Below are 23409 nucleotides of genomic sequence, written 5' to 3' on the forward strand. Positions count from 1 at the left end.
GCGAGCGTCGACCTGGCCGGCCGTCGCTCCCTAGCGTCGCGGGCTCGGCGGACGCCGGCGTTCCCACGCGTCGGCGATGTGGGAGCGCATCGCCCGCTCCGCGGCATCCGGATCGGCCGCCTCGATGGCGGCGAACACGTGCTCGTGTTCCTCGAGGGTGGTCTCGAGGCGGCTGTGCAGGTGGAAGCGGGCGCTCTCGCGAGCCTGCCCGAAGAGGATGTTCACGAGGTTGACGGCGAGCCGGTTCGTGCTCATCTCGCCGACGGTCGCGTGGAAGACCACGTCCGCGGCGTTGAACGCCGGTTCGTCCTCGATGGTCTCGCGCATGAGCTGGAGCGCCTCGCGGAGCCGCTCGAGCTCCTCCGGCGACCTGCGCGCGGCCGCGTCGCGGGCGATCACGCCCTCGAGCGAGGCGCGCACGACGCTGAGGTCGTCGAGGATCCCGAGCGTCGCGTCGTTCGCGACGAGCGCCGAGAGCACGGTCGCGTCGACCATGTTCCACGACTCGGCGCCGAGCACCTGGGTGCCGCGACCCTGGGCGACCGTGACGAGGCCCTTCTCCTCGAGTCGCTTGACGGACTCGCGGATGACGGTGCGGCTCACGCCGAACTGCTCGCAGAGCACGGCCTCGGGCGGCAGCGAGGTGCCGGGCGCGAGGTCGCCGCGCACGATGGCGTCGACGAGGTCGGCGACGACGGTCACGCCGAGGCGTGGCGTCCGCGGGCGCGCGGCGATCGTCGGGTAGGCGGCGGATCGCTCCGCGTCGGCGCGGGTCTCGAAGGACATGTCGACAGCATAACCGCGAAAAGTGATCACACCTATGATCTTTCCTTGCGACTTTGTAAGACGTATGATGTAATCGCTTCAAGCCCACCCCGGGCGTGCCCAGTCGTCAGAGACGCCGACCAGAACAGGAATGCGCGACATGTCACAGCACTCGTCCTTCCGACGCCGAGCCACTCGGCTGATCACCACCGGGGCCATCGCGGCCACCGGACTCCTCGTCCTCAGCGCATGCTCCACGGGTGCCGAAGCCGGGGGTGACGACACCTACGGCTTCGCCGCGGCGGAGCAGGTCGCCGACAGCCCCATCACGGTCTGGGTCGACGCCTCGCGCGAACCCGCCGTGACCGCATTCCAGGAGGCGTACCCCGACATCGAGGTCGTGCTCGAGACCTACGACGGCAACGCCGGCGGCAGCGGCTCGTTCCAGAGCAAGATCTCGCTCATGGACCAGGCCGGCGACGGCTGGCCCGACGTCGTCTTCTCGACGCAGCAGAACGACGCCATCTGGGCGTCGAAGGACACCCCGAACGGCGAGCCCGGCTTCGCGGCACCGCTCAACGAGGGCCTCATCGACCAGGACTTCCTCGACGGGTTCGCCGAGGGATCGCTCGACTACGCCACCATCGACGGCACCGTCTACGGCCTCCGCAACGACCTCGCGCAGACCGTCTTCTACTACAACCAGAAGCTCCTCGACGAGTTCGGCTACGACGTGCCCTCGACGTGGGAGGAGTACGCCGAGCTCGGCGACGCCCTCGCCGCCGAGCACCCCGGGTACATCCTGGGCAGCATGGGCGACAGCTTCATGACCTACATCTACTACGGCGGTTCCGAGTCGCCCGTCTTCCAGTCGCCCGAGCCCGGCGTGTTCCACTCCGACACGTCGGCCGAGAACGCCCAGGACATCTCGGCGATCATCGACGGGATGCTGGAGAACGGCACGCTCGTGCAGGACAGCTTCTTCAGCGCCGAGTTCGCCGCGAACTACGCCGACAAGCTCGTCGGCGTGCCGGGTCCGGTCTGGTACACCGGCGCGATCTTCCAGGGCGGCCTCGCGACGCCCGCAGGCGAGATCGGCGTCGCGCCTCCGCTGAAGTGGGAGGGCGGCGACGTCGCGGCCGGCAACGTCGGCGGCGGCATCTGGTACGCCTCGCGCCACTCCGCGAACCTCGACGCGGTCGCGACGTTCCTCGAGTTCGTGACCAGCGCCGACGAGTTCCAGGTCGAGGCCTCCTCGGGATACCCCGCCTATACGTCGGCCGCCGAGAAGTGGCTCGACAAGCAGGCCGAGGCCGGCTACTTCGTCAACGACGACTTCGAGACCGTCATGTCGGATGCCGCGGGCCAGATCTGGAGCGGCTGGAACGTGACCCCGTGGAGCCCCGAGACCGCGTGGGCCAAGGTCGTCATCCCCGGCATGGCCGAGGGTGAGACGGTCGTCTCCCTCCTCCCCGCCTGGCAGACGGAGCTCGAGAACGAGGCCACCGTCAACGGATACACGGTCGAGTAACGTGACCGTCACCGCACCTCCGGCTCCTGCCGGCGTCGTCCCCTCGGGTCGGCGCCGGCCGGAGCGCCGGCGCGCGAGCCGGTCGAACGCCGGCCAGTCGCGCTTCGGGTACGTCTTCGTCAGCGGCTACACGCTCCTCCTCGTGGCGTTCGGCCTGCTGCCCACGCTCTACGCGCTCTTCCTCTCCTTCACCCGCAACGGCGTGTTCGTCGGGTTCGACAACTTCGTCCGGGTCTTCAACGACTACCGGTTCCTCCCCGCCGTCGGCCACGTCGCACTGTACGTCGTGTTCTGGCTCGTCAGCCTGATCGTGCTCGTCGTGATCCTCGCGATCGTGGTGCACAGCATCCGGGTCCGCTGGCTCGGCGACACCGCGCGCTTCCTCTTCTACATCCCGGGCGCCATCGCGGGCGCCTCGAGCGTGCTGCTCTGGCTGTTCGTGCTCGACCCGTCGGTCAGCCCCGTCTCCGCGCTGCTGCGCTCCATGGGCTACGAGTCGCTCGTCAACGTGGTTGCGGTCGGCAACCTCCCCGTGGTCTTCACGGTCATCGCCTTCTGGGCCGGCGCCGGCGGATGGATCGTCATCATGTACGGGGCGCTCAACAACATCAGCGCCGACATCATGGAGGCCGCGCGCATCGACGGCGCCGGCGCGCTCCAGGTGGCCTGGCACATCCAGCTGCCCATGCTGACCAAGTGGATCAGCTACATGGGCATCATGTCGCTTGCCGCGGGCACCCAGCTCTTCGTCGAGCCGAAGATCCTCGCGCAGGCGACGAAGAACGTGGTCCCCGAGGACTACTCGCTGAACCAGCTCGCCTACCTGTACGCCTTCCGCCAGGGCGACTTCTCGGGCTCCGCCGCGATCTCGGTCATGCTCCTCGTCGTGGCGCTCGGCCTCTCCACCATCTTCATCTTCCGCGGAAGGCTGTTCGAACGTGACTGACCTCGCCGTGCGCCGCCGGCGGCGCGCACTCACCCCCGGACAGTGGATCGGTCGCGCCTTCGTGGCCGTCCTGCTCCTCACCTTCGCCGCCTTCTTCATCCTGCCCATCATCTGGCTCGTGCTCGCACCGACGAAGACGAACTCCGAACTGCTGCTCGACGGCCCGTTCGCCTTCGGCTCGTTCGAGCAGCTGGTCGCCAACTGGAACGAGCTGTTCGCGTTCGGGAGCGGCGTGTTCGCCGTCTGGCTCGGCAACTCGGCGTTCTACTCGTTCGCCGCGCTCGCGATCACGCTGATCGTCAGCATCCCGGCGGGGTATGCCCTCGCGCTCATCGAGTTCAAGGGCCGCAGGCTGCTCCTCGTGACGACGCTCGTGGTCATGCTGATCCCGAACACGGCGCTCGTGCTCCCGATCTTCCTCGAGCTCAGCGCCGTGCGCCTGATCGGCAGCCCGCTCGCGGTGATCCTGCCGTTCTCGTTCTTCCCGTTCGGCGTCTACCTCACCTACATCTACTTCTCGACCGCGGTCTCGCGCGACCTGCTGAACGCGGCGCGCATCGACGGCGCCGGGGAGCTGCGGGTGTTCGCCCAGGTGGCGATGCCGCTCGCGACGCCGGTCATCGCGCTCGTCGGCTTCTTCAGCTTCGTGGCCAACTGGAACAACTACTTCCTGCCGTTCCTCGTCGTCGGCGGGCAGAAGATCCCGGTGCAGGTGGGCCTCGCCAACCTGCTCTCGAACGTGCCCGCGTTCAACCCGACGACCGCCTCGAGCATCGTCATCCAACTGCCGACGCTGGCCCTCGCGACCCTCCTCTCGGTCGCGCCGATCCTGCTGATCTTCCTGTTCGCCCAGCGATTCCTCGTCGAGGGCATGACGGCCGGCGGGACGAAGGAGTAGGGGATCCCATGAAGATCACCGGGTACCGCACCCTCACCGCCCAGCAGCACTGGCGGCGCGCCATCGGCGACGTCAACGGCCACATCGTCGAAGCCGTCACCGAGGTGCCCATCGTCGTCGTCGAGACGGATGCCGGCATCGAGGGCGTCGGCATCGGATCGCACGCCGACCTCGCGCGGCTGTTCCCCGCCCTCGAGGGCGAGGACCCGCGAGGCGTCGCGGCGCTCTTCGACCGCATGCTCGCGCAGGTGTTCAAGTCCGGCCACGCCGGTGCCACCTACGGCGGCGTCGCCACGCTCGACGCGGCGCTGTGGGACATCAAGGCGAAGGCCGCGGGCGAGCCGCTCTGGCGCCTGCTCGGCGGGCGCGACAGGTTCGTGCCCGGCTATGCATCGGGACTCGACATCGCGCTCGGAGACGAGGAGCTCGCGGCCTTCTACGCGGAGTTCGCCGCTCGCGGCTTCGTCGCGGGCAAGCTCAAGGGCGGGCTCGACTTCGACGCCGACCTGCGCCGCCTCGGGATCCTGTCCGACGCCCTCGCGGCGAACACGTCGCGGCCAGGCCTCATGCTCGACGCGAACGAGTCCTGGCAGGTCAAGCAGGCCGTCCGCTACGTCAGCGCGCTCGAGGAGCACGTCGACCTGCTGTGGGTCGAGGAGCCCCTCCGCCGCTGGGATGCAGCGGGTCACGCGCGCCTCAGCACCGCGATCCGCGCGGCCGTCGCGACCGGCGAGAACCTCACCGGCGTCGACCAGTTCCGGCCGCTCTTCGAGGCCGGCGCACCCGACGTCGTGCAGGCGGGCGCCATCTGGGGCGTCAGCCACATGCACCGCCTCGCGCTCGCCGCTGCGGCGCGCGACCTGCCGATCAGTCCGGTCGGCTACAACGCCAACCCGGCGGTCGCGCACGTCATGACGGCGGTGCCGAACCACCTCACGACGGAGGTCCAATCGGTCGACTTCGCCGACGGCGTGCTGGTCGACCACGAGTTCGCCGACGGCGGCATCGTCCTGAGCGACGCGCCGGGAGCCGGCATCCGCGTCGACGAGGTGGCGATCGCGGGCGCGCGCAACGGCGACGGCTGGGCGAACCCGGCCGGGCCGCACATGCGCCCCGTGCGCGCCGGACTGCGCGTCGTGCTCGACGGCGTCGAGCGCTGAGAGGGAACGGGAGATCCGGATGGAGATCAGGCCAGGCCTGCACCGCGTCCAGGCGCCGCTCGGCGAGCGCTTCGTGGCGCTCTACCTGCTGGTCGGCGAGAACGCCGCACTGCTCGTGGACACGGGTGTCCGCGAGAGCATCACCGAGACGCTGCTGCCGTACCTCGACGGGGCCGGCATCCCGCGCGAGATGCTGCGGTGGGCGGTGAACACGCACTGCGACTTCGACCATACGGGCGGCAACGGCGCGCTGAAGGCCGCGATCCCGTCGGTCGAGATCCTGGCGCACGAGCTCGACACCGAACTGGTCGAGGACGTGCAGCGGCTGATCGACGTGCGCTACGGCGAGTTCCGCGACACCGACGGCTTCGACGACCCGCCCGAGACGACGGCGTACCTGCGCAGCGTCTCCGACCTGGTTCCCGTCGACCGGCGGCTCGCCGGAGGCGAGGAGTTCGACCTCGGCGGTCGGAGCGTCCGGGTGCTCCACGTGCCCGGGCACAGCCCCGGCCACGTCGCGGTGCACGATCCGGCGAACCGTGCGCTCATGATCGGCGACGCGACCCTCGGCACGACCGTGCCGTACGCCGACGGCAGCGCCGCCTTCCCGCCGACGTACCGGGATGTCGAGCCGTACGTGGCGAGCCTCCGGCACTTCCGCGAGCTCGACGCCGACCTGCTGCTCACGGCGCACTACCCCGTCTACGAGGGCGCGGGAGTCCGGGCGTTCCTCGACGAGAGCGAGGCGTACACCGAGCGCATCGACGAGGTGCTCTTCGACGTGCTGGAGGCCGCCGACACCCCGCGCACCACGCTCGAGCTGGTCCGCGCGGCGGGCTCCGAGCTCGGCCCGTGGACGGCCGGCGCGCTCGACTACGCCGTCTTCCCCGTGACGGGCAACCTCGAGCGCCTCGCCGCGCGCGGCGTCGTGCGCGAGCAGACGGATGCCGCGGGCCGCCGTCGCTGGAGCCTCGTCCGATGACGGCGCGGGTGCGCCTCGGCGCCGTGGGCGCCGGCTGGTGGGCGACGAGCAACCACTTCCCGATCTTCGCGGGCCGCGACGACGTCGACCTCGTCGGCGTGTGCGGCATCGGACCCGAGCTCGACGACGTGCGCGAGCAGTTCGGCTTCGGCATGGCGACGAACGACTACGACGAACTCCTGGACCAGGACCTCGACGCCGTCGTGATCACGACCCCGCACGACCTGCACCACCCGCAGGCGGTCGCGGCGATCGAGCGAGGGCTGCACGTGCTCGTCGAGAAGCCCGTGACGCTGACGGCCGAGCAGGGCTGGGACCTCGCCGACCGGGTGCGAGAGGCGGGCGTGCACTTCCTCGCCCCCTACGGCTGGAACTACACGCCCTTCACGGTCGAGGCGAAGCGCCTCGTGGAGGCCGGCCACCTCGGCGACATCCAGCACGTGCTCTGCCACATGGCCTCGCCGACGCGAGGGCTCTTCGCGGGCGACACGAACCACATCCGCTCCCTCTGGGACTCGAAGACGAGCGGCCCCGACCCGCGCACCTGGCAGTCGCCCGCGCGGGGCGGCGGATACGCGCACGGACAGGTCACGCACTCGAGCGCCCTGCTGTTCTGGCTGAGCGAGTTGCGCGCGGCATCCGTCATGGCCAAGGTCTCGACCGGCGGCGCTGCGGTCGACCTGTTCGACGCCGCCGTGATCACCTTCGACGGTGGCGCCCTCGGATCGCTCTCGGGCGCGGCCACCCTGCCCGACGGCAACCCGTACCAGGTCGACCTCCGCATCTTCGGCACCGAGGGCGTGCTGCTGCTCGACACCGAGCGCGAGCGCGTCTCCCTGCACCGCTACGACGGGCAGCAGTGGGACCTCGACATCGAGCCCGGCGCGGGCGCGTACGAGTGCATCGTGCCGCCCAACCGCTTCATCGACCTCATCACCGGCGCGAGCACCGAGAACAACTCGGACGCCGACGTCGCCGCGCGCTCCGTCGAGCTCATCGACGCGATGCTGCGGAGCGCCGCCGCCGGCGGGGCCGAGGTCGCCGTCCACGACGATGCCGCCCTCACGGGCGGCGCCAGCACCCACGAGGAGTCCGCGTGACCCAGAACCCCGGAGTGCTCGCGGGCTACCGCGTGCTCGACTGCTCCATCGCCATGGCAGGGCCCTTCGCCGCCCAACGACTCGGCGACCTCGGCGCCGACGTGATCAAGGTCGAGCCGACCACGGGCGAGTGGCAGCGCCACGCCGCGGCCGGCGGTGCGACGGGCAACGAGATCAACGTGTCGTTCCTGTCGCTGAACCGCAACAAGCGCTCGGTCGCGCTCGACCTCAAGAGCGAGGAGGGCCGGGCCGCGCTCCGCGAGCTCGTCGCGGGGGCCGACGTCTTCCTGCAGAACTACCGCCCGGGCGTCGCCGGACGTCTCGGCGTCGACTACGAGTCGCTCCGCGCGATCAACCCGTCGATCGTCTACGTGTCGATCTCGGGCTACGGCGAGGACGGCCCGTATCGCGATCGCCCGGGCCAGGACCTGCTGCTGCAGGCGATGTCGGGCGCGATGCTCTCGGCCGGCCGCCACGGCGACGAGCCGTCGCCCGCCGGCCAGTACCTCGCCGACGCCGTGACCGCGTCGACCGCGTTCGAGGGCGTGCTCGCCGCGCTGCTGCACCGCGAGCGCACGGGCGAGGGCCAGCTCGTCACGGTCAACATGCTCGATGCGCTGACGACGCTGCAGATGCAGGAGCTCTCGGTGTTCACCGTGGGCCGCAAGACCCAGGAGCGCTCGGCCGAGCCGCACGCGCACGTCTACATCCGCGCCCCCTACGGGGTGTTCGAGACGAGCGACGGGTTCGTCGCGCTCGCGTTCGCCGACCTGCACGAGCTCGGCCGCCTCATCGACGAGCCGGTGTTCGAGGGGTGGCGGAGCGAGGTCGAGGGCTGGACCCGGCGCGACGAGATCCACGAGCGCACCGCGGCGAAGCTCCGCGAGAAGCCGGCCGGCTACTGGATCGAGACCCTCGGCGCCGCCGGCATGTGGATCGGACCGGTGTACGGCTACCAGGAGCTCGTGGACGACCCGCAGGTCGCGCACAACGGCACGTTCGTCGAGTACGACCATCCGACCGAGGGGCACGTGAAGACGCCGGGCTTCCCGTACCGCTTCTCGGCGACGCCGCCGCAGGTCTACCGCGGTGCGCCGCTCGTCGGCGAGCACACGCGCGAGATCCTCCTCGAGGCGGGCTTCGACGACGCCGCCGTCGATGCGCTGCTGGCGTCGGGCGCGGCTCGTGCGACCGCGACCGAGGCGGCGCCGGTCGCCGCGAGCGCGTGATGCCCGCCCGCTACCGGGGCCTCACGTGGGACCACCCGCGAGGTCGGCTGGCGCTCGAGCGGGCCGCCGAGACGGCGACGGATGCCGCGGGCGCACCGCTCATCGCCTGGGACGTGCACCCCCTCGAGGGCTTCGAGTCCAGCCCGATCGAGGACCTCGCGGCGCGCTACGACGTCATCGTGCTCGACCACCCGCACCTCGGTGACGCGCTCGAGGCGGGGGCGATCCGGCCGCTCGACGAGTGGTTCGCGCCGGAGTTCCTCGACGCGGTCCGCGTGGGCGCGGTCGGGCCGAGCGCCGCGTCGTACACGCTGGACGGCCGGCTCTGGGCGCTCCCGCTCGACGCGGCGACGCAGGTCGCGGTGCGGGTCCCCGAGCTCGTGCCGGTCGCGCCGGAGACGTGGGCGGAGGTGCTCGAGCTCTCGACGACGGCCCCGGTCGCGCTGAGCCTCGCGGGTCCGCACGCGTTCCTGACGTTCGCGTCGACCTGCGTCGCGCTCGGCGGCGAGCCCGCCGTCGAGCCGGGCTCCGGACTCGTCGACCGCGCCGTCGGCGCGCAGGCGCTCGGCATCATGGCCGAGCTCGCCGCGCGCATGCCCGAGCGCGCCGCCGACCTCAACCCCATCGCCCTGCTCGAGCGGATGCGACGCGAGCGCGACATCGCGTACGTCCCGCTCGTCTACGGGTACGTGACCTACGCCTCCGGTCCCGGCGCACTCGCGTTCGACGACGCGCCCGCCGCGAGCTCGGGCAGACGCCGCGGCTCCACGATCGGCGGCACCGGCATCGCGCTCTCGACGCGCTCCGAACCCGATCAGGCGCTCCTCGCGCACCTCGCGGGGCTGCTCGACCCCGTCGCGCAGCGCACGTCCATCCCCGAGCACGCGGGGCAGCCCGGACTGCGGAGCGCCTGGACCGACGACGCGGTGAACGCGGCATCCGCCGACTTCTACCGGTCGACGCTCGCGACGATCGACGACGCGTGGGTGCGCCCGCGCGTGCCCGGGTACATCCCCTTCCAGTCCGCCGCCTCGGCGATCGTGCGACGCGCGCTCCTGGAGGGCGGTCCGGCGGATGCCGCGCTCGCCGACCTCGACCGCGGCTTCGACGCCCTCGCCCGCGAAAGGAGCACCGTCAGATGATGGAGCCCGCCAGCCCGAACATCCGCCTCGAGGTCGACGGCCACGTCGCGATCATCACCATCGACCGGCCCGAGAAGCTCAACTCGGTCACGCCCGAGATGTCGTACGCGCTCGTCGAGGTCGTCGAATGGGCGGATGCCGCGGACGAGATCCGCGCGATCGTCATCACCGGGGCGGGGGAGCGGGCGTTCTGCGCCGGCTCCGACATCCGCACCCTCGACACCTACGCCACGCCGTGGGAGTTCCGGAACCGCACGGACTACTGCGACGCGATCCGCGACGCACGCAAGCCCGTGATCGCCGCGATCAACGGATACGCGTTCGGCGGCGGGCTCGAGACGTCGCTCATCTGCGACATCCGCCTCGCCTCGACGACCGCGAGCTTCGCGGCGCCCGAGATCAAGCTCGGCTGGATCGGCGGCGGCGGCATGTCCACATTCCTCGCGCACTCGATCGGCCCGTCGAACGCGGCGGTCATGCTCATGACCGGCGACCCGATCGACGCCGAGACCGCGCTGCGCTGGGGCCTCGTGAGCGAGCTCGTCGAGCCCGAGCGGCTCGTGGCCCGCGCGATGGAGCTCGCTCGGGTGATCGCCTCGCGACCGCCGATCGCGGCCGAGACCGCGAAGGCGAACCTGCGCGCGGCCTTCAACATGACCCAGGACGAGGCCATGCGCTACGAGCGCGACCTGCAGACCGTCACCTTCGCCACCGCCGACGCGCACGAGGGCCGGGCGGCCTTCGCCGAGAAGCGCGCGGGCGTCTTCCACCGGCGCTGAGGCGCCCGATCGAATCGACCGGACCCATGAGGAGCCCCACCATGACCTGGCCCGATGCCCGCGGCATCCTGCCCGAAGACGCCGACCGCGCGACCCTCGTCGGCCGCGCCTGGACCGCGGGCGGCCCGAGCGTCGTCGTGCTCCGCCCCGAGGGCGTCGTCGACGTCTCGCGCGCGTTCCCGACGATGCGCTCGCTCACCGAGCGCGCCGATCCGGTCGCCGCGCTCGCCGATGCCGACGGCCCCGTGCTCGGCAGCCTCGACGACCTCGTCGCGAACACGCCGCCCGAGACCCGCGACCCCGTGCGGCCGTGGCTGCTCTCGCCGATCGACCTCCACGTCGTCAAGGCCGCGGGCGTGACGTTCCCCGTCTCGATGCTCGAGCGCGTCATCGAGGAGCGCGCGCGCGGAGACCAGGACGCGGCCGCCGCCATCCGCGCCGAGATCCTCGGCACCATCGGCGGCTCGCTCGACACGCTGAAGCCCGGCTCCGAGGAGGCGGCCGCCCTCAAGGCGCTGCTCATCGAGCGCGGCTGGTGGAGCCAGTACCTCGAGGTCGGCATCGGTCCCGACGCCGAGGTCTTCACCAAGGCGCCGGTGCTCGCGACCGTCGGACCGTGCGTCGACGTGGGCGTGCACCCCGCCTCGCAGTGGAACAACCCCGAGCCGGAGGTCGTCCTCGTCGTGAGCTCGACGGGTCGCATCGTGGGCGCGAGCCTCGGCAACGACGTCAACCTGCGCGACGTCGAGGGTCGGAGCGCCCTGCTCCTCGGCAAGGCGAAGGACAACAACGCGTCGGCGTCGCTCGGCCCGTTCATCCGCCTGTTCGACGACGGCTACGGCATCGACGACCTGCGCGCGTCGGTCGTGCGGCTCTCGATCGAGGGCGAGGAGGGGTATCGCCTCGACGGCACGAGCGAGCTCGCCCGCATCAGCCGCGACCCGGTCGACCTCGTCGGCCAGGTCGTCGGCGCCCACCACCGGTACCCGGACGGCTTCGTGCTCTACCTCGGCACGATGTTCGCACCGGTCGACGACCGCGACGTGCCCGGCCGCGGGTTCACGCACCGTGACGGCGACCTCGTGCGCATCGCGGAGCCGCGCCTCGGCGCGCTCGTGAACCGCGTGCGCTCGACGGACGCCGCCGAGCCGTGGACGTTCGGGATCGACGCCCTCTACCGATCGCTGTCCGCGCGCGGACTGCTCTGACACCGCGCACCATCCCGACCCCGGAGACACCATGCTCACCAGCACGAACCCCCGCACCGGCGAGACCCGGCCGACCGGCATCGCCGCCTGCACGCCCGACGAGGCCGATGCCGTGATCCGGGCGGCGGATGCCGCGTTCGCGGCGGCATCCGCCCACGACCGCCTCTGGCGGGCCGACCTGCTGGACGCGCTCGCGGACGCGCTCGACGCGAACCGCGACGACCTCGCCGCCGTCGCCGACCGGGAGACCGGGCTCGGCCTGCCGCGGCTCACCGGCGAGGTGGGTCGCTCGAGCTTCCAGTTCCGGATGTTCGCCGAGGCGCTCCGCGACGGCGGTGTCCTCGAGGCGACGATCGACCACGCCGGCACGACCCCGCTCGGCCCGCAGCCCGAGATCCGGCGCATGCTCGTGCCGCTCGGCACGGTCGCCGTGTTCGGCTCGAGCAACTTCCCGTTCGCGTTCTCGGTCGCCGGCGGAGACACCGCGTCGGCGCTCGCCGCGGGCAACGCGGTCGTGCTGAAGGCGCACTCGTCGCACCTCGAGACGTCGCGGGCCTCGCACGCCGTGCTGCGCGACGCCGCCGCGGCGTACGGCGCGCCCGACGGGCTCATCGGCATCGTGTACGGCACCGAGGCGGGCCGGGTGCTCGTCTCGAACCCGCACGTGCAGGCCGTCGGCTTCACCGGTTCGCTGCACGGCGGCCGCGCGCTCATGGAGCTCATCGATGCGAGGCCGCGACCGATCCCGTTCTACGGCGAGCTCTCGAGCCTCAACCCGCTCGTGGTCACCCCCGCCGCCGCCGCCGCGCGCGGCGACGCGATCGCCGACGGGCTCTACGGCTCGTTCACGCTCGGGAGCGGTCAGTTCTGCACCAAGCCGGGGGTGGCGTTCGTGCCGACCGGCGACGCGGGCGATGCGCTCGTTGCGCGCATCGCGGCGAGGGCGACGGATGCCGCGGCCACGGTGCTGCTCAACGGACGCATCGCCACGTCGTTCGACGAGATCCGCGACCGGCTGGTCGCGGACGGCGCCGTCGAACTCCTGGCCAGGGGTGCGGCGGGCGACGCCGGCTTCACGGCCGCGCCGACCGTGCTCGTGACGTCCGCCGCCGCATTGACGGCCGAAGCGACCGAGGAGGCGTTCGGGCCGCTCATCGTGCTCGTGCGCTACGACGACGACGCCCAGGTCGTGCGGGCGCTCGACGCCGTGCCCGACTCCCTGACCGCGACGATCCACAGCGAGGCATCCGAGGCCGCCGCCGTCGCCTCGCTCGTGCGCGAGCTCTCGCCGCGCGTCGGACGTCTCGTGTTCGACGGCTACCCGACGGGCGTGCGCGTCTCGTGGGGCCAGCACCACGGCGGACCGTGGCCGGCGACGAACTCGCAGCACACGTCCGTCGGGGTGAGCGCCATCCGCCGCTTCCTCCGGCCGCTGGCATGGCAGGACGCGCCGGAGGCACTGCTTCCTGCCGAGCTCCGCGACGGCTACGAGGGGATCCCGCGGCGGGTCGACGGGGTGCTGCAGCTGGGCTGACCGCAGTCCGGTCGCGTCCGGAGTGCCTGGCGCGTCCGGCGTGCCGTCAGCGCTGCACGGGGTCCGCGCCGAGGTCGCGCTCGAGGTCGCGGCGCGTGGGGAAGCCCTCCCAGTCGCCCGGGTGCGTGCACGCGGCGGCCCCGGTGCGGACCGCGAGGTCGAGCCGCCCGTCGAGATCCTCGCCCGCGAGGCGCGCGGCGAGGTATCCGGCGACGAACGCGTCGCCCGCGCCGACGGTGTCGACGACGCGCACCGGCACGGCCGCGCGCTCGTGAGCTGCGCCGTCGGCGAAGGCGATCGCGCCGTCCTCGCCGAGCTTGACGACGACCTCGGACGGCCCGAGCCCCGCGATCGCGCGCGCGAGGTCGTCGGCGGGGGCCCCGGCGAGTCCGGCCAGCAACTCGGCCTCGTCGACGCCCGCGAACACGAGGTCGGCCCGGGCCGCGAGGGATCGGTACACGGCCGCGGCGTCGGCCGGGTCGGCCCAGAGCGAACTGCGGTGGTTCACGTCGAACGAGACGGGCACCCCGGCGGCGCGGGCGCGATCGACCGCCGCGTCGATCGCCGCGTGCGCCGTCGCCGAGAGTGCCGGGGTGATGCCGGTCACGTGCAGTAGGTCGAACGCGCCGATGTCGACGAGGTCGAGGTCGGCGGGCGAGAGCCGGCTGCCGGCGCTGCCGGCGCGGTGGTAGGTCACGAGCGTGCGCCCCGGTGCGGGGGTCTCCTTGATCAGCAGCCCGGTGGCCGCAGCGTCGAGCGGGGCGACGACGGTGACGCCCTCGGCGCGCAGCTCGCGCGCGACCCGCGTGCCGAGTCCGTCGTCGCCGACGCGGCCGAGCCAGGTGACCGCGGTGCCGAGTCGGGCGAGGCCGATCGCGACGTTGCCCTCGGCGCCGCCCGTGCCGACGACGAGGTCGGTCTCGTGGGCGAGCGAGCCGAGCCCGCGCGTGCGGAGGACGCCGAGGCCCTCGCCGAGGGTCAGCACGCCCCGCGTGCCGCGGTCGCCGGTGCTCATCGCGTCACCGCCGCGACGGCCTCGCGGCTCAGCCGCTCGATGGCCGCGACGTCGCCCGCCGCGATCAGGTCGCGGGTCGCCATCCAGCTTCCGCTCACCGCGAAGACGTTCGGGTCGGCGAGGTAGTCCGCGGCGTTCGCAGGGTTCACGCCGCCGCTCGGCAGGAACCGCACGTCGGGGAACGGCCCGGCGAGCGCTCGGATCAGCCCGAGCCCGCCGAGCTGGGCCGCGGGGAAGAGCTTCAGGCGGGTCAGGCCGAGCCGGACGGCGCGCTGGACCTCCGTCGCGGTCGCGACGCCCGGGACGACGTCGACGCCGCGGGCGAGCGCGCGCTCGACGACGTCGTCCGCGAGCCCGGGGCTCACCACGAACCGCGCACCGGCGTCGACGACGCGGTCCACGTCGTCGGGGGTGAGCACGGTGCCGGCCCCGACCGTGAAATCGGGCAGGTCGCGGAGCGCGGCGATCGCGTCGATGCCCGCCGTGGTGCGGAGCGTGATCTCGGCGCAGCGGATGCCGCCGCGCTGCAGCGCCTCGGCGACCGGCACCGCCCGGGCCGCGTGGTCGAGCACGATGACCGGGACGAACCGCTGGCCGTGGAGGGTCATCGGCCGAGCCACCCGCCGTCGACGGGGATGACGATGCCCGACACGTAGTCGGCGGCGGGGGAGGCGAGGAACACCGTGGCGCCCGCGATGTCGTCGGCGCGGCCCCAGCGGCCGGCGGGGATCCGCTCGAGGATCGCCTTCGAGCGATCGGGGTCGTCGCGGAGGGCCTGCGTGTTGTCGGTCGCGATGTAGCCCGGTGCGACGCCGTTGACGGTGACGCCCTTCGCGGTCCACTCGTTCGCGAGCGCCTTGACGAGCCCGGCGATGCCGGACTTCGCCGCCGTGTACCCGGGCACGTTGATGCCGCCCTGGAAGCTCAGCAGGCTCGCAGTGAAGATCACCTTCCCGCGACCGCGCTCGAGCATCCCCTGGGCGACGGCCTGGGTGAGCACGAACTGGCTCGACAGGTTCACCTCGAGGACGCGATCCCAGAGTTCGAGCGGATGCTCCGCCGCGGGCGCCCTCGCGATGGTGCCGGCGTTGTTGACGAGGATGTCGATCCGGCGGCCGCGGAGCGACTCGCCGAACGCCAGTACGGCGTCGCGGTCGGCGAAGTCGACCGCGTGCGCCTCGAAGGTCCGCCCGTGCGCAGCGACGGCTGCGCCGATGGCGCTGCCCTCGGCCTCGAGGCTCGCGCTCACGGCGATGATGTCGGCGCCCGCGGCGGCGAGCGCCTCGGCCATCGCGAAGCCGATGCCGCGCTTGGCGCCCGTGACGAGTGCGGTGGTCCCGGTGAGGTCGAAGCTGACGCTCATGCCGCGGCCTCCTCGCCGGTCGTCTCCTGGCCCGCCTGCACGTCGACCAGCACCTTCATGGCGCGACCGCCCTCGAGGTCGTCGAACGCCGCCCGCGTCTCGGCGAGCGGCACGACCTTCGTGATGAGGAGGTCGCTCGGGATGGTGCCGTCGGCGACGAGCTCGACGGCCTTCTCGAAGTCGGTGCGCTGGTAGACGCGCGCGCCGAGGATCCGGAGCTCGCGCCAGAAGACGCGCTGCAGGTCGATCTCGCGCGGCCGGGGGTGGATGGCGACGACGACGAGCGTGCCGCGGACCTTGGCCAACGAGGTCGCGCCGAGCACCGCGGCCGCGGCGCCGGAGACCTCGAAGACGACGTCCGCTCCGGCACCGCCGGTCCACTCCTCGACCCAGGCGACCTGGTCGACCTCGCGGGGGTCGAGCGTGGCGAAACCGAGGCCCGCGATCTGCGCGCGGCGGTTCGCGTCGAGCTCGATCACGGCGACCTCGGCGCCGAAGGCGCGCGCGACGGTCGCGATGAGCACGCCGATGGGCCCGCCGCCGATCACGACGGCCTTCTCGCCGATCGCGATCTCGGAACGGCGGACGTCGTGCACGGCGACCGCGACGGGCTCGACGAGGGCGGCGGCGTCGAGCGCGATGCCGTGGGGGAGTGCGACGAGCACGTCGGCGGGCACGTTCCAGACCGCCTGCAGGGCGCCGGGCGAGTCGATGCCGATGAAGTCGAGGTTCTGGCAGATGTGCTCGTTGCCCGCGAGGCAGGCGGGGCATGTGCCGTCCCACGCGAGCGGCATGACGGTGACGGCATCGCCGAGATCCCATCCGGTGACGCCCTCGCCGAGCGCGGCGATGGTCCCGCTCATCTCGTGGCCGAACACCAGCGGGGTCCGGACGCGGGCGTCCATGCTGCCGTGGAGGATGTGCAGGTCGGTGCCGCAGAGGCCGACGTAGGCGACGCGGATCTGCACCTGCCCCGGGGCCGGCGGTCGGGGTTCCGCCTCCGAGACGGTGATGGTCGAGTCGCCCGTGTACGCGGCGGTCAGCATTGATCCTCCAAGCGGATGTCCGTGGTTCGACGCGAGGAATTGAGGAGACCTTTGCGTCGTGCTCCCCACCATTGTGACAGAGAAATGGAATATCGACACCAAATCATCTAACCTTTACGGAGTCATGTCGCCCCATGGAGGTCCCTCGATGTTGAGTCGCACCCTGAGGTCCGGCGCTGCCCTCACCGAACTCGGGTTCGGCGCCGCGCAGCTCGGCAACCTGTACCGGCCGACGGGCGACGACGAGGCGCGGGCGGCCGTCGATGCGGCCTGGGCTGCAGGCATCCGCTACTTCGACACCGCGCCCCACTACGGCCTCGGGCTCTCCGAGCGACGGCTCGGCGAGGCACTGCGCGACCGCCCCCGCGACGAGTTCGTGCTGTCCACGAAGGTCGGACGACTGCTCGTCCCGAGCGGCTCCCCCGAGGGCACCATGGACGACGGCGGCTTCGCCGTGCCGGCGACCCTCCGACGCGAGTGGGACCTCAGCCGCGACGGCATCCGCCGATCGGTCGACGAGAGCCTCGAGCGACTCGGCCTCGACCGGATCGACATCGCCTACCTCCACGACCCCGACGACCACGGCTCGCAGGCGCACGCCGAGGCGATCCCCGCGCTGATCGAACTGCGCGACGAGGGGGTCGTCGGTGCGATCGGCGCCGGCATGAACCAGTCGGCGATGCCCACCGAGTTCGTGCGCCGCCACGACGTGGACCTGATCATGCTCGCCGGGCGGTACACCCTGCTCGAGCAGGGCGCGCTCGACGACCTGCTCCCGCTCGCGCTCGAGCGCGGCGTCGGCATCGTGGCCGCGGCCGTCTACAACTCCGGGCTGCTCTCGAAGCCGCGCCCGGCCGCCGACGCCACCTACGACTACGGTCCGGCGCCGGCCGACGTGCTCGCGCGGGCGAACGCGATCGCCGACGTCTGCGAGGAGTTCGGCCTGTCGCTGCCCGACGCCGCCGTGGCGTTCCCGCTGCGCCATCCGGCCGTCGTCTCGGTCGTGGTGGGCATGCGCACGGCCGACCAGGTGGCGAGCACCGCCGACCGGTACCGCGCGGAGATCCCCGAGGAGTTCTGGCGGGCGCTCTCCCGACGGGGGCTGGTGCGCGATGCGTGAGTCGTCAGTCGACGTCGTCGACGGGCTGCTCGTCGACGTGCCGCTCGGTGTAATCCTCGACGCCGAGTACGTGGACGCTCATGCGGATGCGCGCCCGGTCGGGGTCGTGCGCCTCGAGCGCGTCGAGGATGGCGCGGTGCTCTCGCTGGGTGTCGTGCACCGCACCGTGCTGGTGGATGGCGCGCCAGAGCCGAGCGCGGGCCGTCCGGCCGACGAGCGCGTCGATGATCGCGGCGAACGCGGGGTTGCCGCTCGCGGTCGCGATCAGGCGATGGAACTCGGTGTCGACGTCGATCGTCGCCTCGAGGTCGACGTCGTCCCCGACCGAGAGGATCGCCTCGCCGCGCTCGAGGATCCGGCGCGCCTCGGCGAGCTCGTCGTCGGAGATGCGCAGCGCCGCGTGCGCCGCGGCCTCGGGCTCGAGCACGCGCCGCACGGCGAGCAGGTGCACGCTGTTCTCGGGGCTCTGGAGCTCGGCGAGCATGCCGAGCGGCTCGAGGAGCTGTCCGGGTTCGAGCGAGGTGACGTAGGTGCCGTCGCCCTGCCTGGTCTCGAGCACCCCGAGCACGACGAGTGCACGGACGCCCTCGCGCAGCGGCCCGCGCGAGACGCCGAGCCTGGCGCCGAGCTCGCGCTCGACGGGCAGCCGGGAGCCGGCGACGAGCTCGCCGCTCGTGATCATCTGGCGGATTCCGTCGATGACGACGTTCGAACGCGATCCCATGGGCTCAGCATAGGTGCTGCGCTCGAAGTCATCAGACCTTTCACCATGACCCGCAGGGAGGCGGCATGAGCGCAATCATCGACACCCACCAACACGTCTGGGACCTCGACCGGGCGCGCTACAGCTGGCTGACGCCCGAGGCCGGCGTGCTGTACCGGTCGATCGGCATGGACGAGGTGCTCCCGTCCATCGCCGCGACGGGCGTGACCGGCACCGTGCTCGTGCAGTCCGCCGACAACGACGAGGACACCGACCTCATGTTCGAGGTCGCGGCCGGCGAGCCGCTCGTCGTCGGCGTGGTCGGCTACGTGCCCCTGCACGAGCCGGAGCGCGCGGCGGAGCGACTCGAGGAACTGCGCAGTCGGCCCCTCTTCCGCGGCATCCGCAACCTCATCCACGACCGGCCCGACCCGCGCTGGCTGCTGCGCGACGACGTCGACGCCGGCCTCGGCGTGCTCGAGGCCGCGGGCGTTCCGTTCGACGTCGTGGGCGTGCTGCCCGAGCACCTCGAGGCGGTGCTCGAGGTCTCCCGACGGCATCCCGAGCTCGACCTCGTGCTCGACCACCTGAACAAGCCGCCGATCGGCGCCGGCGACCTGGAGCCGTGGGCCTCGCTCATCGCGCGCGTCGCCGAGAACCCGCGCGTGCACGCGAAGGTCTCGGGCCTCTACTCGGCCGTGGGCGACCCCGCCGACTGGACCGTCGAGACCGTGCGCCCCGCGTTCGAGCACGCGCTCGACGTGTTCGGCCCCGAACGGCTCATGTACGGCGGCGACTGGCCCGTCTCGCTCATCGCGGGCGGCTACGAGCGGGTGTTCGCGGGCATCGAGGCCCTGCTCGCCGACCTCGACCCGCGCGAGCGGGACCTCATCCTCGCCGGCACGGCACGCCGGTTCTACTCGCTCCCCGACACGGAAGGCACACGATGACCGACAGCTTCACCCTCGCCCGACTGGGCGCCCCCGGCGAGGAGGTGCCCGTCGTGCGCGTCGGCGACCGCGTGCTCGACGCCCGAGGCGTCACGGCCGACTACGACGGGGCGTTCTTCGCCGGCGACGGCATCGCGCGCCTCGGCGCGGCGCTCGACACGCTCCCCGAGTTCGACGGCGACACCGCGCGCGTGGGCGCGCCCATCGCCCGCCCCGGCAAGATCGTGTGCATCGGCCTGAACTACCGCGACCACGCGGAGGAGACCGGGGCCGCGCTGCCCGCAGAGCCGGTGATCTTCATGAAGGACCCGTACACGCTCGTCGGCCCCAACGACGACGTGCTGATCCCGCGGAACTCGACGAAGACCGACTGGGAGGTCGAGCTGGGCGTCGTCATCGGGCAGACCGCGCGCTACCTCGACTCGCCCGAGGACGCGCTCGCGCACGTCGCGGGCTACGCGGTCTCGCACGACGTCTCCGAACGCGAGTTCCAGCTCGAGCGCGGCGGCCAGTGGGACAAGGGCAAGAGCTGCGAGACGTTCAATCCGTTCGGTCCCGACCTCGTGCCCGCGGCCCGGGTCGACGACCCCCAGCGGCTCGGGCTGCGGCTCTGGGTCAACGGCGAGCTGCGCCAGGACGGCTCGACCGAGAACATGCTCTTCTCCGTCGCCCACGTGATCTGGTACCTCAGCCAGTTCATGGTGCTCCAGCCGGGCGACGTCATCAACACCGGCACCCCCGCGGGCGTCGCACTCGGCCTCCCGGGCACCCCGTACCTGCGCGACGGCGACACCGTCGAGCTCGAGATCGACGGCCTCGGCCGCGCCGGCCAGCGGATGGTGCAGGCATGAGCGCCGCGGAGTTCGACGGGCTCGTCGCGGTCGTGACCGGCGGCGCCTCGGGCATCGGCCTCGCCGCGGCGCAGGAGCTCGCCGCCCGCGGCGCGCGCGTCGCCGTGCTCGACCGGTCGATCGAGGGCCTGCCGGAGCCGCTCGTCGGCTTCCCCGCCGACGTCTCCGACCGCACGTCGGTCGCCGACGCCGTCGCGGCGATCGCGGAGCGGCTCGGCGGCATCGACGTCGTCGTCAACAACGCCGGCATCAGCGCCGTGGGCACGGTCGAGGACAACGACGACGCCGAGTGGTCGCGGGTCCTCGACGTCAACGTCGTCGGGATGGCGCGCGTCACCGCCGCGGCGCTGCCGTGGCTGCGGCGCTCGGAGGCGGCATCCGTCGTCAACCTCTGCTCGATCGCCGCGCTCAACGGCCTGCCGCAGCGGGCGCTCTACTCGGCCTCCAAGGGCGCCGTCCTCGCGCTCACCTACGCGATGGCGACCGACCACGTGGGCGAGGGCGTCCGCGTCAACTGCGTCAGCCCCGGCACGGTGTCGACCCCGTTCGTCGAGCGGATGCTCCAGGGCTTCGCGGACCCCGTCGCCGAGCGCGCCGCACTCGACGCCCGCCAGGCCACGGGCCGCATGGTCACGCCCGAGGAGGTCGCCGGGGCGATCGCCTACCTCGCCAGCCCGCGTTCGGGTTCGACCACGGGCACCGCGCTCGAGGTCGACGGCGGCGTCTCTCACGTCCGGGCCCGCGCGGCGGGGGCGCGCGCATGAGCCGCGAGGAGCGCATCGTCGGCGAGACGCGCGTGCGTCGCCTCGCGTCGGTGATCGGCCTGCCCGCGGCGAACCGCGCGGAGTACGAGCGCCTGCACGCCGCCGTCTGGCCGAAGGTGCTGGAGCGCCTCGCGCTCAGCAACATCCGCAACTACTCGATCTTCCGCCACGGCGAGGTGCTCTTCGCCTACATGGAGTACGTCGGGGACGACCTCGAGGCCGACATGGCCGCGATCGCGGCCGATCCCACGACGCAGGAGTGGTGGTCGGTCTGCGAGCCGCTGCAACGGCCGTTCGCGGAGCGCGCGGAGGGGGAGTGGTGGATGGAGATCCCGGAGATCTTCCACCTGGACTGAGGGTCGGCCGGATGCCGCGGGGCCGACGCCCCGCGGCATCCGCTGCCGCACCCGTCGCGGTCACGCCGGCCAGTTGCTCCGGGCCCAGGCGACGAGCGAGTTGAGTGCGCCACCGCCGGCGCCGACGTTGGTGTCCTCGATGGTCCACCAGAGGAACGTGGTCTTCGAGCCGCCGCTGTGCGTCGCGATGGCGTACGGGAGGCCGCTCCAGAACCCGAACACGGGTCCGCCGGAGTTGCCGGGCGTCGAATCGGCCTCGTACTCGACCTCCTCGGCCGAGCCGCTGCCGTCGTCGTCGAGCACCGGCCACCACATCTGGCGCGACGGGCGATTGCCGCCGGCCACAGCGCCGGGGTATCCGGCGAGGGTCCAGTAGTTCCCGCCCTCCCAGGCGCTGTCGTAGTCCTTCGTGCCGAAGTAGCCGTAGTTGACGCCGAGCGGCGTGTAGAGCCGCAGCACCGCCATGTCCCAGGCGGACACCGTGTCGTCGGTGTCGTAGCCGTAGTAGTCCGACACGTACGAGCTCACCCCGCGGCCGAGCGTGGAGACGCCGTCGTAGTACGCCGGGACGAACTGCATCGCCCAGTTGCCGGAGCCCCACGGGCACATGTGTCCTGCGGTCAGGACCGTACGATCGCCGATGAGGACGCCCGAGCCGGACCACGCCGGGTACGGCGAGCCCCAGTCGTCCCACACGTACACCTTGCCGACGCACGTCCACGGGTAGCCGCCGGGGTAGTACACCTGGCGGTCGTCGGCTCCGAAGACGCCGTAGTGCGGTTCGAGGATCGTCCCGTCGAGCCGACGGAGCACGGTGGTCCGCGCTGCGGAAACCTTCGCGTGCGGCTCGTAGTCGACCCAGGCGGGGCGGGATGCCGCGAGCTCGCCGGACTCGCCGAGTTCTCGAACCGCGGCCCTGCCGACCTCGTCGACCGAGAGCCGCCCCGACGTGCGGCCGGGCATCACCAGGCCGGTTCCCTCCGGCAGCTTCACCTGCCATCGGTCGCCGTCGTAGGGCACCGGCTCGACGGACCTGAAGTCGAACTTCTCTCGCGTGGTGATCGAGAGCGTCCGACCCTCCACCAGCGCCGCCAGCTCCTTCGGCATGCGTTCGCCGCTGCGCTCGTTGTCGAGTCGTATGAATTCGTCGGCGCCGACGGGCGGCTCCTGCGCGGCGTTCGCCGATGTGCGTTCTTCCATGAGTCTCACCTCCGGGCATCCGGGGTGCGTTCCCCGGATGCAGGCGAGGACGGCTCCTCGTCGGCGGCGCGCCGCGGGGCCATCTCGGTCCGCGACATCGTCGCGGAACCGCCCTTCCGAAGACGACGATGCCGTCGCCCGGTGATGGCGTCATCAGGGGACGCCCTCGGCCGGGGTCGGGGTGGCCACGTAGGCTCGAGACATGGCGACGAGCAACCGGCCGGGCAAGGTCGTCAGCTGCCCGGCGTGCGCGACGAGGAACCGCGTCCCGTTCACCGGCCGCGGTCGCGTGCGCTGCTCGAACTGCCATGCCGACCTGCCGTGGCTGGTCGAGGCCGACGACGTGAGCTTCGACCAGGCCGTCGCGAGCCGCATGCTCGTGCTCGTCGACGTCTGGGCGGTGTGGTGCGGCCCGTGCCGTGCGATCGCTCCCGTCGTCGAGCAGCTCTCGCGCGAGCTCGCCGGGCGCCTGAAGGTCGTCAAGGTCGACGCGGACCGGTCGCCGGTCGTGTCGAGCCGCCACGCGGTGACCGCGATCCCCACCCTGCTGCTCTACCGCGACGGCGCCGAGGTCGGTCGGCAGGTCGGCGCCGTGCCCGCGGCGCAGCTGCGCGCGTGGGTCGAGTCGGCGCTGCCGTCGAGCTGACCACGGGCGGGCCGGGAGGCCGCCGACGCACGTCGTCACGGCCGGGTCTTGACGTCGCGTGGCCGCCGGAGTACGTTGACCCATGAAATCGGTCGATCGACCGAACGAAATGAGGGGGAAT

At 72.3% G+C, this 23409-nt stretch carries 24 protein-coding genes; 17 read left to right on the forward strand and 7 right to left on the reverse strand.

The window, feature by feature from the left end; genetic code table 11:
- Window positions 1-30: 30 nt before the first annotated feature.
- Entirely contained in the window at window positions 31-786 is a 756-nt protein-coding gene (locus tag GJR97_RS13410; RefSeq protein ID WP_154347265.1) for a FadR/GntR family transcriptional regulator, read from the reverse strand.
- 139 nt (window positions 787-925) lie between these two features.
- Here GJR97_RS13410 and GJR97_RS13415 point away from each other — a divergent pair, with 139 nt between their 5' ends.
- From GJR97_RS13415 to GJR97_RS13465, 11 genes are read left to right on the forward strand one after another with little or no spacing between them, the layout of a single operon-like run.
- A complete protein-coding gene (locus GJR97_RS13415; protein ID WP_195760719.1) occupies window positions 926-2296 on the forward strand; it encodes an ABC transporter substrate-binding protein in 1371 nt (456 codons plus the stop codon).
- 1 nt (window position 2297) lies between these two features.
- Window positions 2298-3242: a carbohydrate ABC transporter permease gene (locus GJR97_RS13420; protein WP_229276284.1), complete on the forward strand. Its 945-nt coding sequence runs from the start codon at window positions 2298-2300 to the stop codon at window positions 3240-3242.
- Window positions 3235-4140, forward strand: a complete 906-nt coding sequence (locus tag GJR97_RS13425; protein WP_324613483.1) for a carbohydrate ABC transporter permease — start codon at window positions 3235-3237, stop codon at window positions 4138-4140. Before GJR97_RS13420 ends, GJR97_RS13425 begins: the two co-directional genes overlap by 8 nt.
- 8 nt (window positions 4141-4148) lie before the next feature.
- On the forward strand, window positions 4149-5300 hold the full coding sequence (locus GJR97_RS13430; protein WP_154347269.1) for a mandelate racemase/muconate lactonizing enzyme family protein: 1152 nt from the start codon (window positions 4149-4151) through the stop codon (window positions 5298-5300).
- 19 nt (window positions 5301-5319) lie between these two features.
- A complete protein-coding gene (locus tag GJR97_RS13435; RefSeq protein ID WP_154347271.1) occupies window positions 5320-6282 on the forward strand; it encodes an MBL fold metallo-hydrolase in 963 nt (320 codons plus the stop codon).
- Window positions 6279-7382, forward strand: coding sequence for a Gfo/Idh/MocA family protein (locus GJR97_RS13440; RefSeq protein ID WP_154347273.1), 1104 nt, complete (start codon window positions 6279-6281; stop codon window positions 7380-7382). The genes GJR97_RS13435 and GJR97_RS13440 overlap by 4 nt, the downstream gene beginning before the upstream one ends.
- Window positions 7379-8611: a CaiB/BaiF CoA transferase family protein gene (locus GJR97_RS13445; protein ID WP_324613484.1), complete on the forward strand. Its 1233-nt coding sequence runs from the start codon at window positions 7379-7381 to the stop codon at window positions 8609-8611. The genes GJR97_RS13440 and GJR97_RS13445 overlap by 4 nt, the downstream gene beginning before the upstream one ends.
- Window positions 8611-9753 (forward strand): type 2 periplasmic-binding domain-containing protein, encoded by a 1143-nt coding sequence (locus GJR97_RS13450; protein ID WP_154347275.1) that lies wholly within the window; start codon window positions 8611-8613, stop codon window positions 9751-9753. The genes GJR97_RS13445 and GJR97_RS13450 overlap by 1 nt, the downstream gene beginning before the upstream one ends.
- Window positions 9750-10532 carry an enoyl-CoA hydratase/isomerase family protein gene (locus GJR97_RS13455; RefSeq protein ID WP_229276285.1) on the forward strand — a complete coding sequence of 261 codons (783 nt, stop codon included), beginning with the start codon at window positions 9750-9752 and terminating at the stop codon, window positions 10530-10532. The genes GJR97_RS13450 and GJR97_RS13455 overlap by 4 nt, the downstream gene beginning before the upstream one ends.
- A gap of 41 nt (window positions 10533-10573) precedes the next feature.
- On the forward strand, window positions 10574-11740 hold the full coding sequence (locus GJR97_RS13460; RefSeq protein ID WP_154347277.1) for a fumarylacetoacetate hydrolase family protein: 1167 nt from the start codon (window positions 10574-10576) through the stop codon (window positions 11738-11740).
- Window positions 11741-11771: 31 nt separating this feature from the next.
- The gene (locus tag GJR97_RS13465) at window positions 11772-13274 is read left to right on the forward strand and encodes an aldehyde dehydrogenase family protein (protein WP_154347279.1); all 1503 of its coding nucleotides are present in this window, start codon (window positions 11772-11774) and stop codon (window positions 13272-13274) included.
- A gap of 46 nt (window positions 13275-13320) precedes the next feature.
- Here GJR97_RS13465 and GJR97_RS13470 read toward each other — a convergent pair whose 3' ends face one another.
- The 4 genes from GJR97_RS13470 to GJR97_RS13485 are packed head-to-tail and all read right to left on the reverse strand — an operon-like array spanning window position 13321 to window position 16698.
- A complete protein-coding gene (locus GJR97_RS13470; protein ID WP_154347281.1) occupies window positions 13321-14289 on the reverse strand; it encodes a sugar kinase in 969 nt (322 codons plus the stop codon).
- The gene (gene eda / locus GJR97_RS13475; protein WP_154347283.1) at window positions 14286-14897 is read right to left on the reverse strand and encodes a bifunctional 4-hydroxy-2-oxoglutarate aldolase/2-dehydro-3-deoxy-phosphogluconate aldolase; all 612 of its coding nucleotides are present in this window, start codon (window positions 14895-14897) and stop codon (window positions 14286-14288) included. Before eda ends, GJR97_RS13470 begins: the two co-directional genes overlap by 4 nt.
- Entirely contained in the window at window positions 14894-15652 is a 759-nt protein-coding gene (locus GJR97_RS13480; RefSeq protein WP_154347285.1) for an SDR family oxidoreductase, read from the reverse strand. Before GJR97_RS13480 ends, eda begins: the two co-directional genes overlap by 4 nt.
- Window positions 15649-16698, reverse strand: coding sequence for a zinc-dependent alcohol dehydrogenase (locus GJR97_RS13485; protein ID WP_154347287.1), 1050 nt, complete (start codon window positions 16696-16698; stop codon window positions 15649-15651). The genes GJR97_RS13480 and GJR97_RS13485 overlap by 4 nt, the downstream gene beginning before the upstream one ends.
- Window positions 16699-16846: 148 nt before the next feature.
- Here GJR97_RS13485 and GJR97_RS13490 point away from each other — a divergent pair, with 148 nt between their 5' ends.
- Window positions 16847-17818 carry an aldo/keto reductase gene (locus tag GJR97_RS13490; RefSeq protein WP_154347289.1) on the forward strand — a complete coding sequence of 324 codons (972 nt, stop codon included), beginning with the start codon at window positions 16847-16849 and terminating at the stop codon, window positions 17816-17818.
- Between the two features lie 4 nt (window positions 17819-17822).
- Here the strand turns inward: GJR97_RS13490 and GJR97_RS13495 are convergent, their stop codons facing one another.
- Entirely contained in the window at window positions 17823-18542 is a 720-nt protein-coding gene (locus GJR97_RS13495; protein WP_154347291.1) for a FadR/GntR family transcriptional regulator, read from the reverse strand.
- A gap of 65 nt (window positions 18543-18607) precedes the next feature.
- Between GJR97_RS13495 and GJR97_RS13500 the strand changes: the two genes are divergently transcribed.
- The 4 genes from GJR97_RS13500 to GJR97_RS13515 are packed head-to-tail and all read left to right on the forward strand — an operon-like array spanning window position 18608 to window position 21442.
- A complete protein-coding gene (locus GJR97_RS13500; protein ID WP_154347293.1) occupies window positions 18608-19471 on the forward strand; it encodes an amidohydrolase family protein in 864 nt (287 codons plus the stop codon).
- Window positions 19468-20322: a fumarylacetoacetate hydrolase family protein gene (locus tag GJR97_RS13505; RefSeq protein ID WP_154347295.1), complete on the forward strand. Its 855-nt coding sequence runs from the start codon at window positions 19468-19470 to the stop codon at window positions 20320-20322. Before GJR97_RS13500 ends, GJR97_RS13505 begins: the two co-directional genes overlap by 4 nt.
- The gene (locus tag GJR97_RS13510) at window positions 20319-21086 is read left to right on the forward strand and encodes an SDR family NAD(P)-dependent oxidoreductase (RefSeq protein ID WP_154347297.1); all 768 of its coding nucleotides are present in this window, start codon (window positions 20319-20321) and stop codon (window positions 21084-21086) included. Before GJR97_RS13505 ends, GJR97_RS13510 begins: the two co-directional genes overlap by 4 nt.
- Window positions 21083-21442, forward strand: coding sequence for an L-rhamnose mutarotase (locus tag GJR97_RS13515; protein ID WP_154347299.1), 360 nt, complete (start codon window positions 21083-21085; stop codon window positions 21440-21442). The genes GJR97_RS13510 and GJR97_RS13515 overlap by 4 nt, the downstream gene beginning before the upstream one ends.
- A gap of 60 nt (window positions 21443-21502) precedes the next feature.
- Here the strand turns inward: GJR97_RS13515 and GJR97_RS13520 are convergent, their stop codons facing one another.
- Complete coding sequence (locus tag GJR97_RS13520; protein WP_154347301.1) at window positions 21503-22642, reverse strand: trypsin-like serine peptidase; 1140 nt, start codon at window positions 22640-22642, stop codon at window positions 21503-21505.
- 202 nt (window positions 22643-22844) lie between these two features.
- Here GJR97_RS13520 and trxA point away from each other — a divergent pair, with 202 nt between their 5' ends.
- Window positions 22845-23288: a thioredoxin gene (gene trxA, locus GJR97_RS13525; RefSeq protein WP_154347302.1), complete on the forward strand. Its 444-nt coding sequence runs from the start codon at window positions 22845-22847 to the stop codon at window positions 23286-23288.
- Window positions 23289-23409 lie beyond the last annotated feature (121 nt).

The organism is Agromyces kandeliae (genome assembly GCF_009674665.1).
Lineage (GTDB): Bacteria > Actinomycetota > Actinomycetes > Actinomycetales > Microbacteriaceae > Agromyces > Agromyces kandeliae.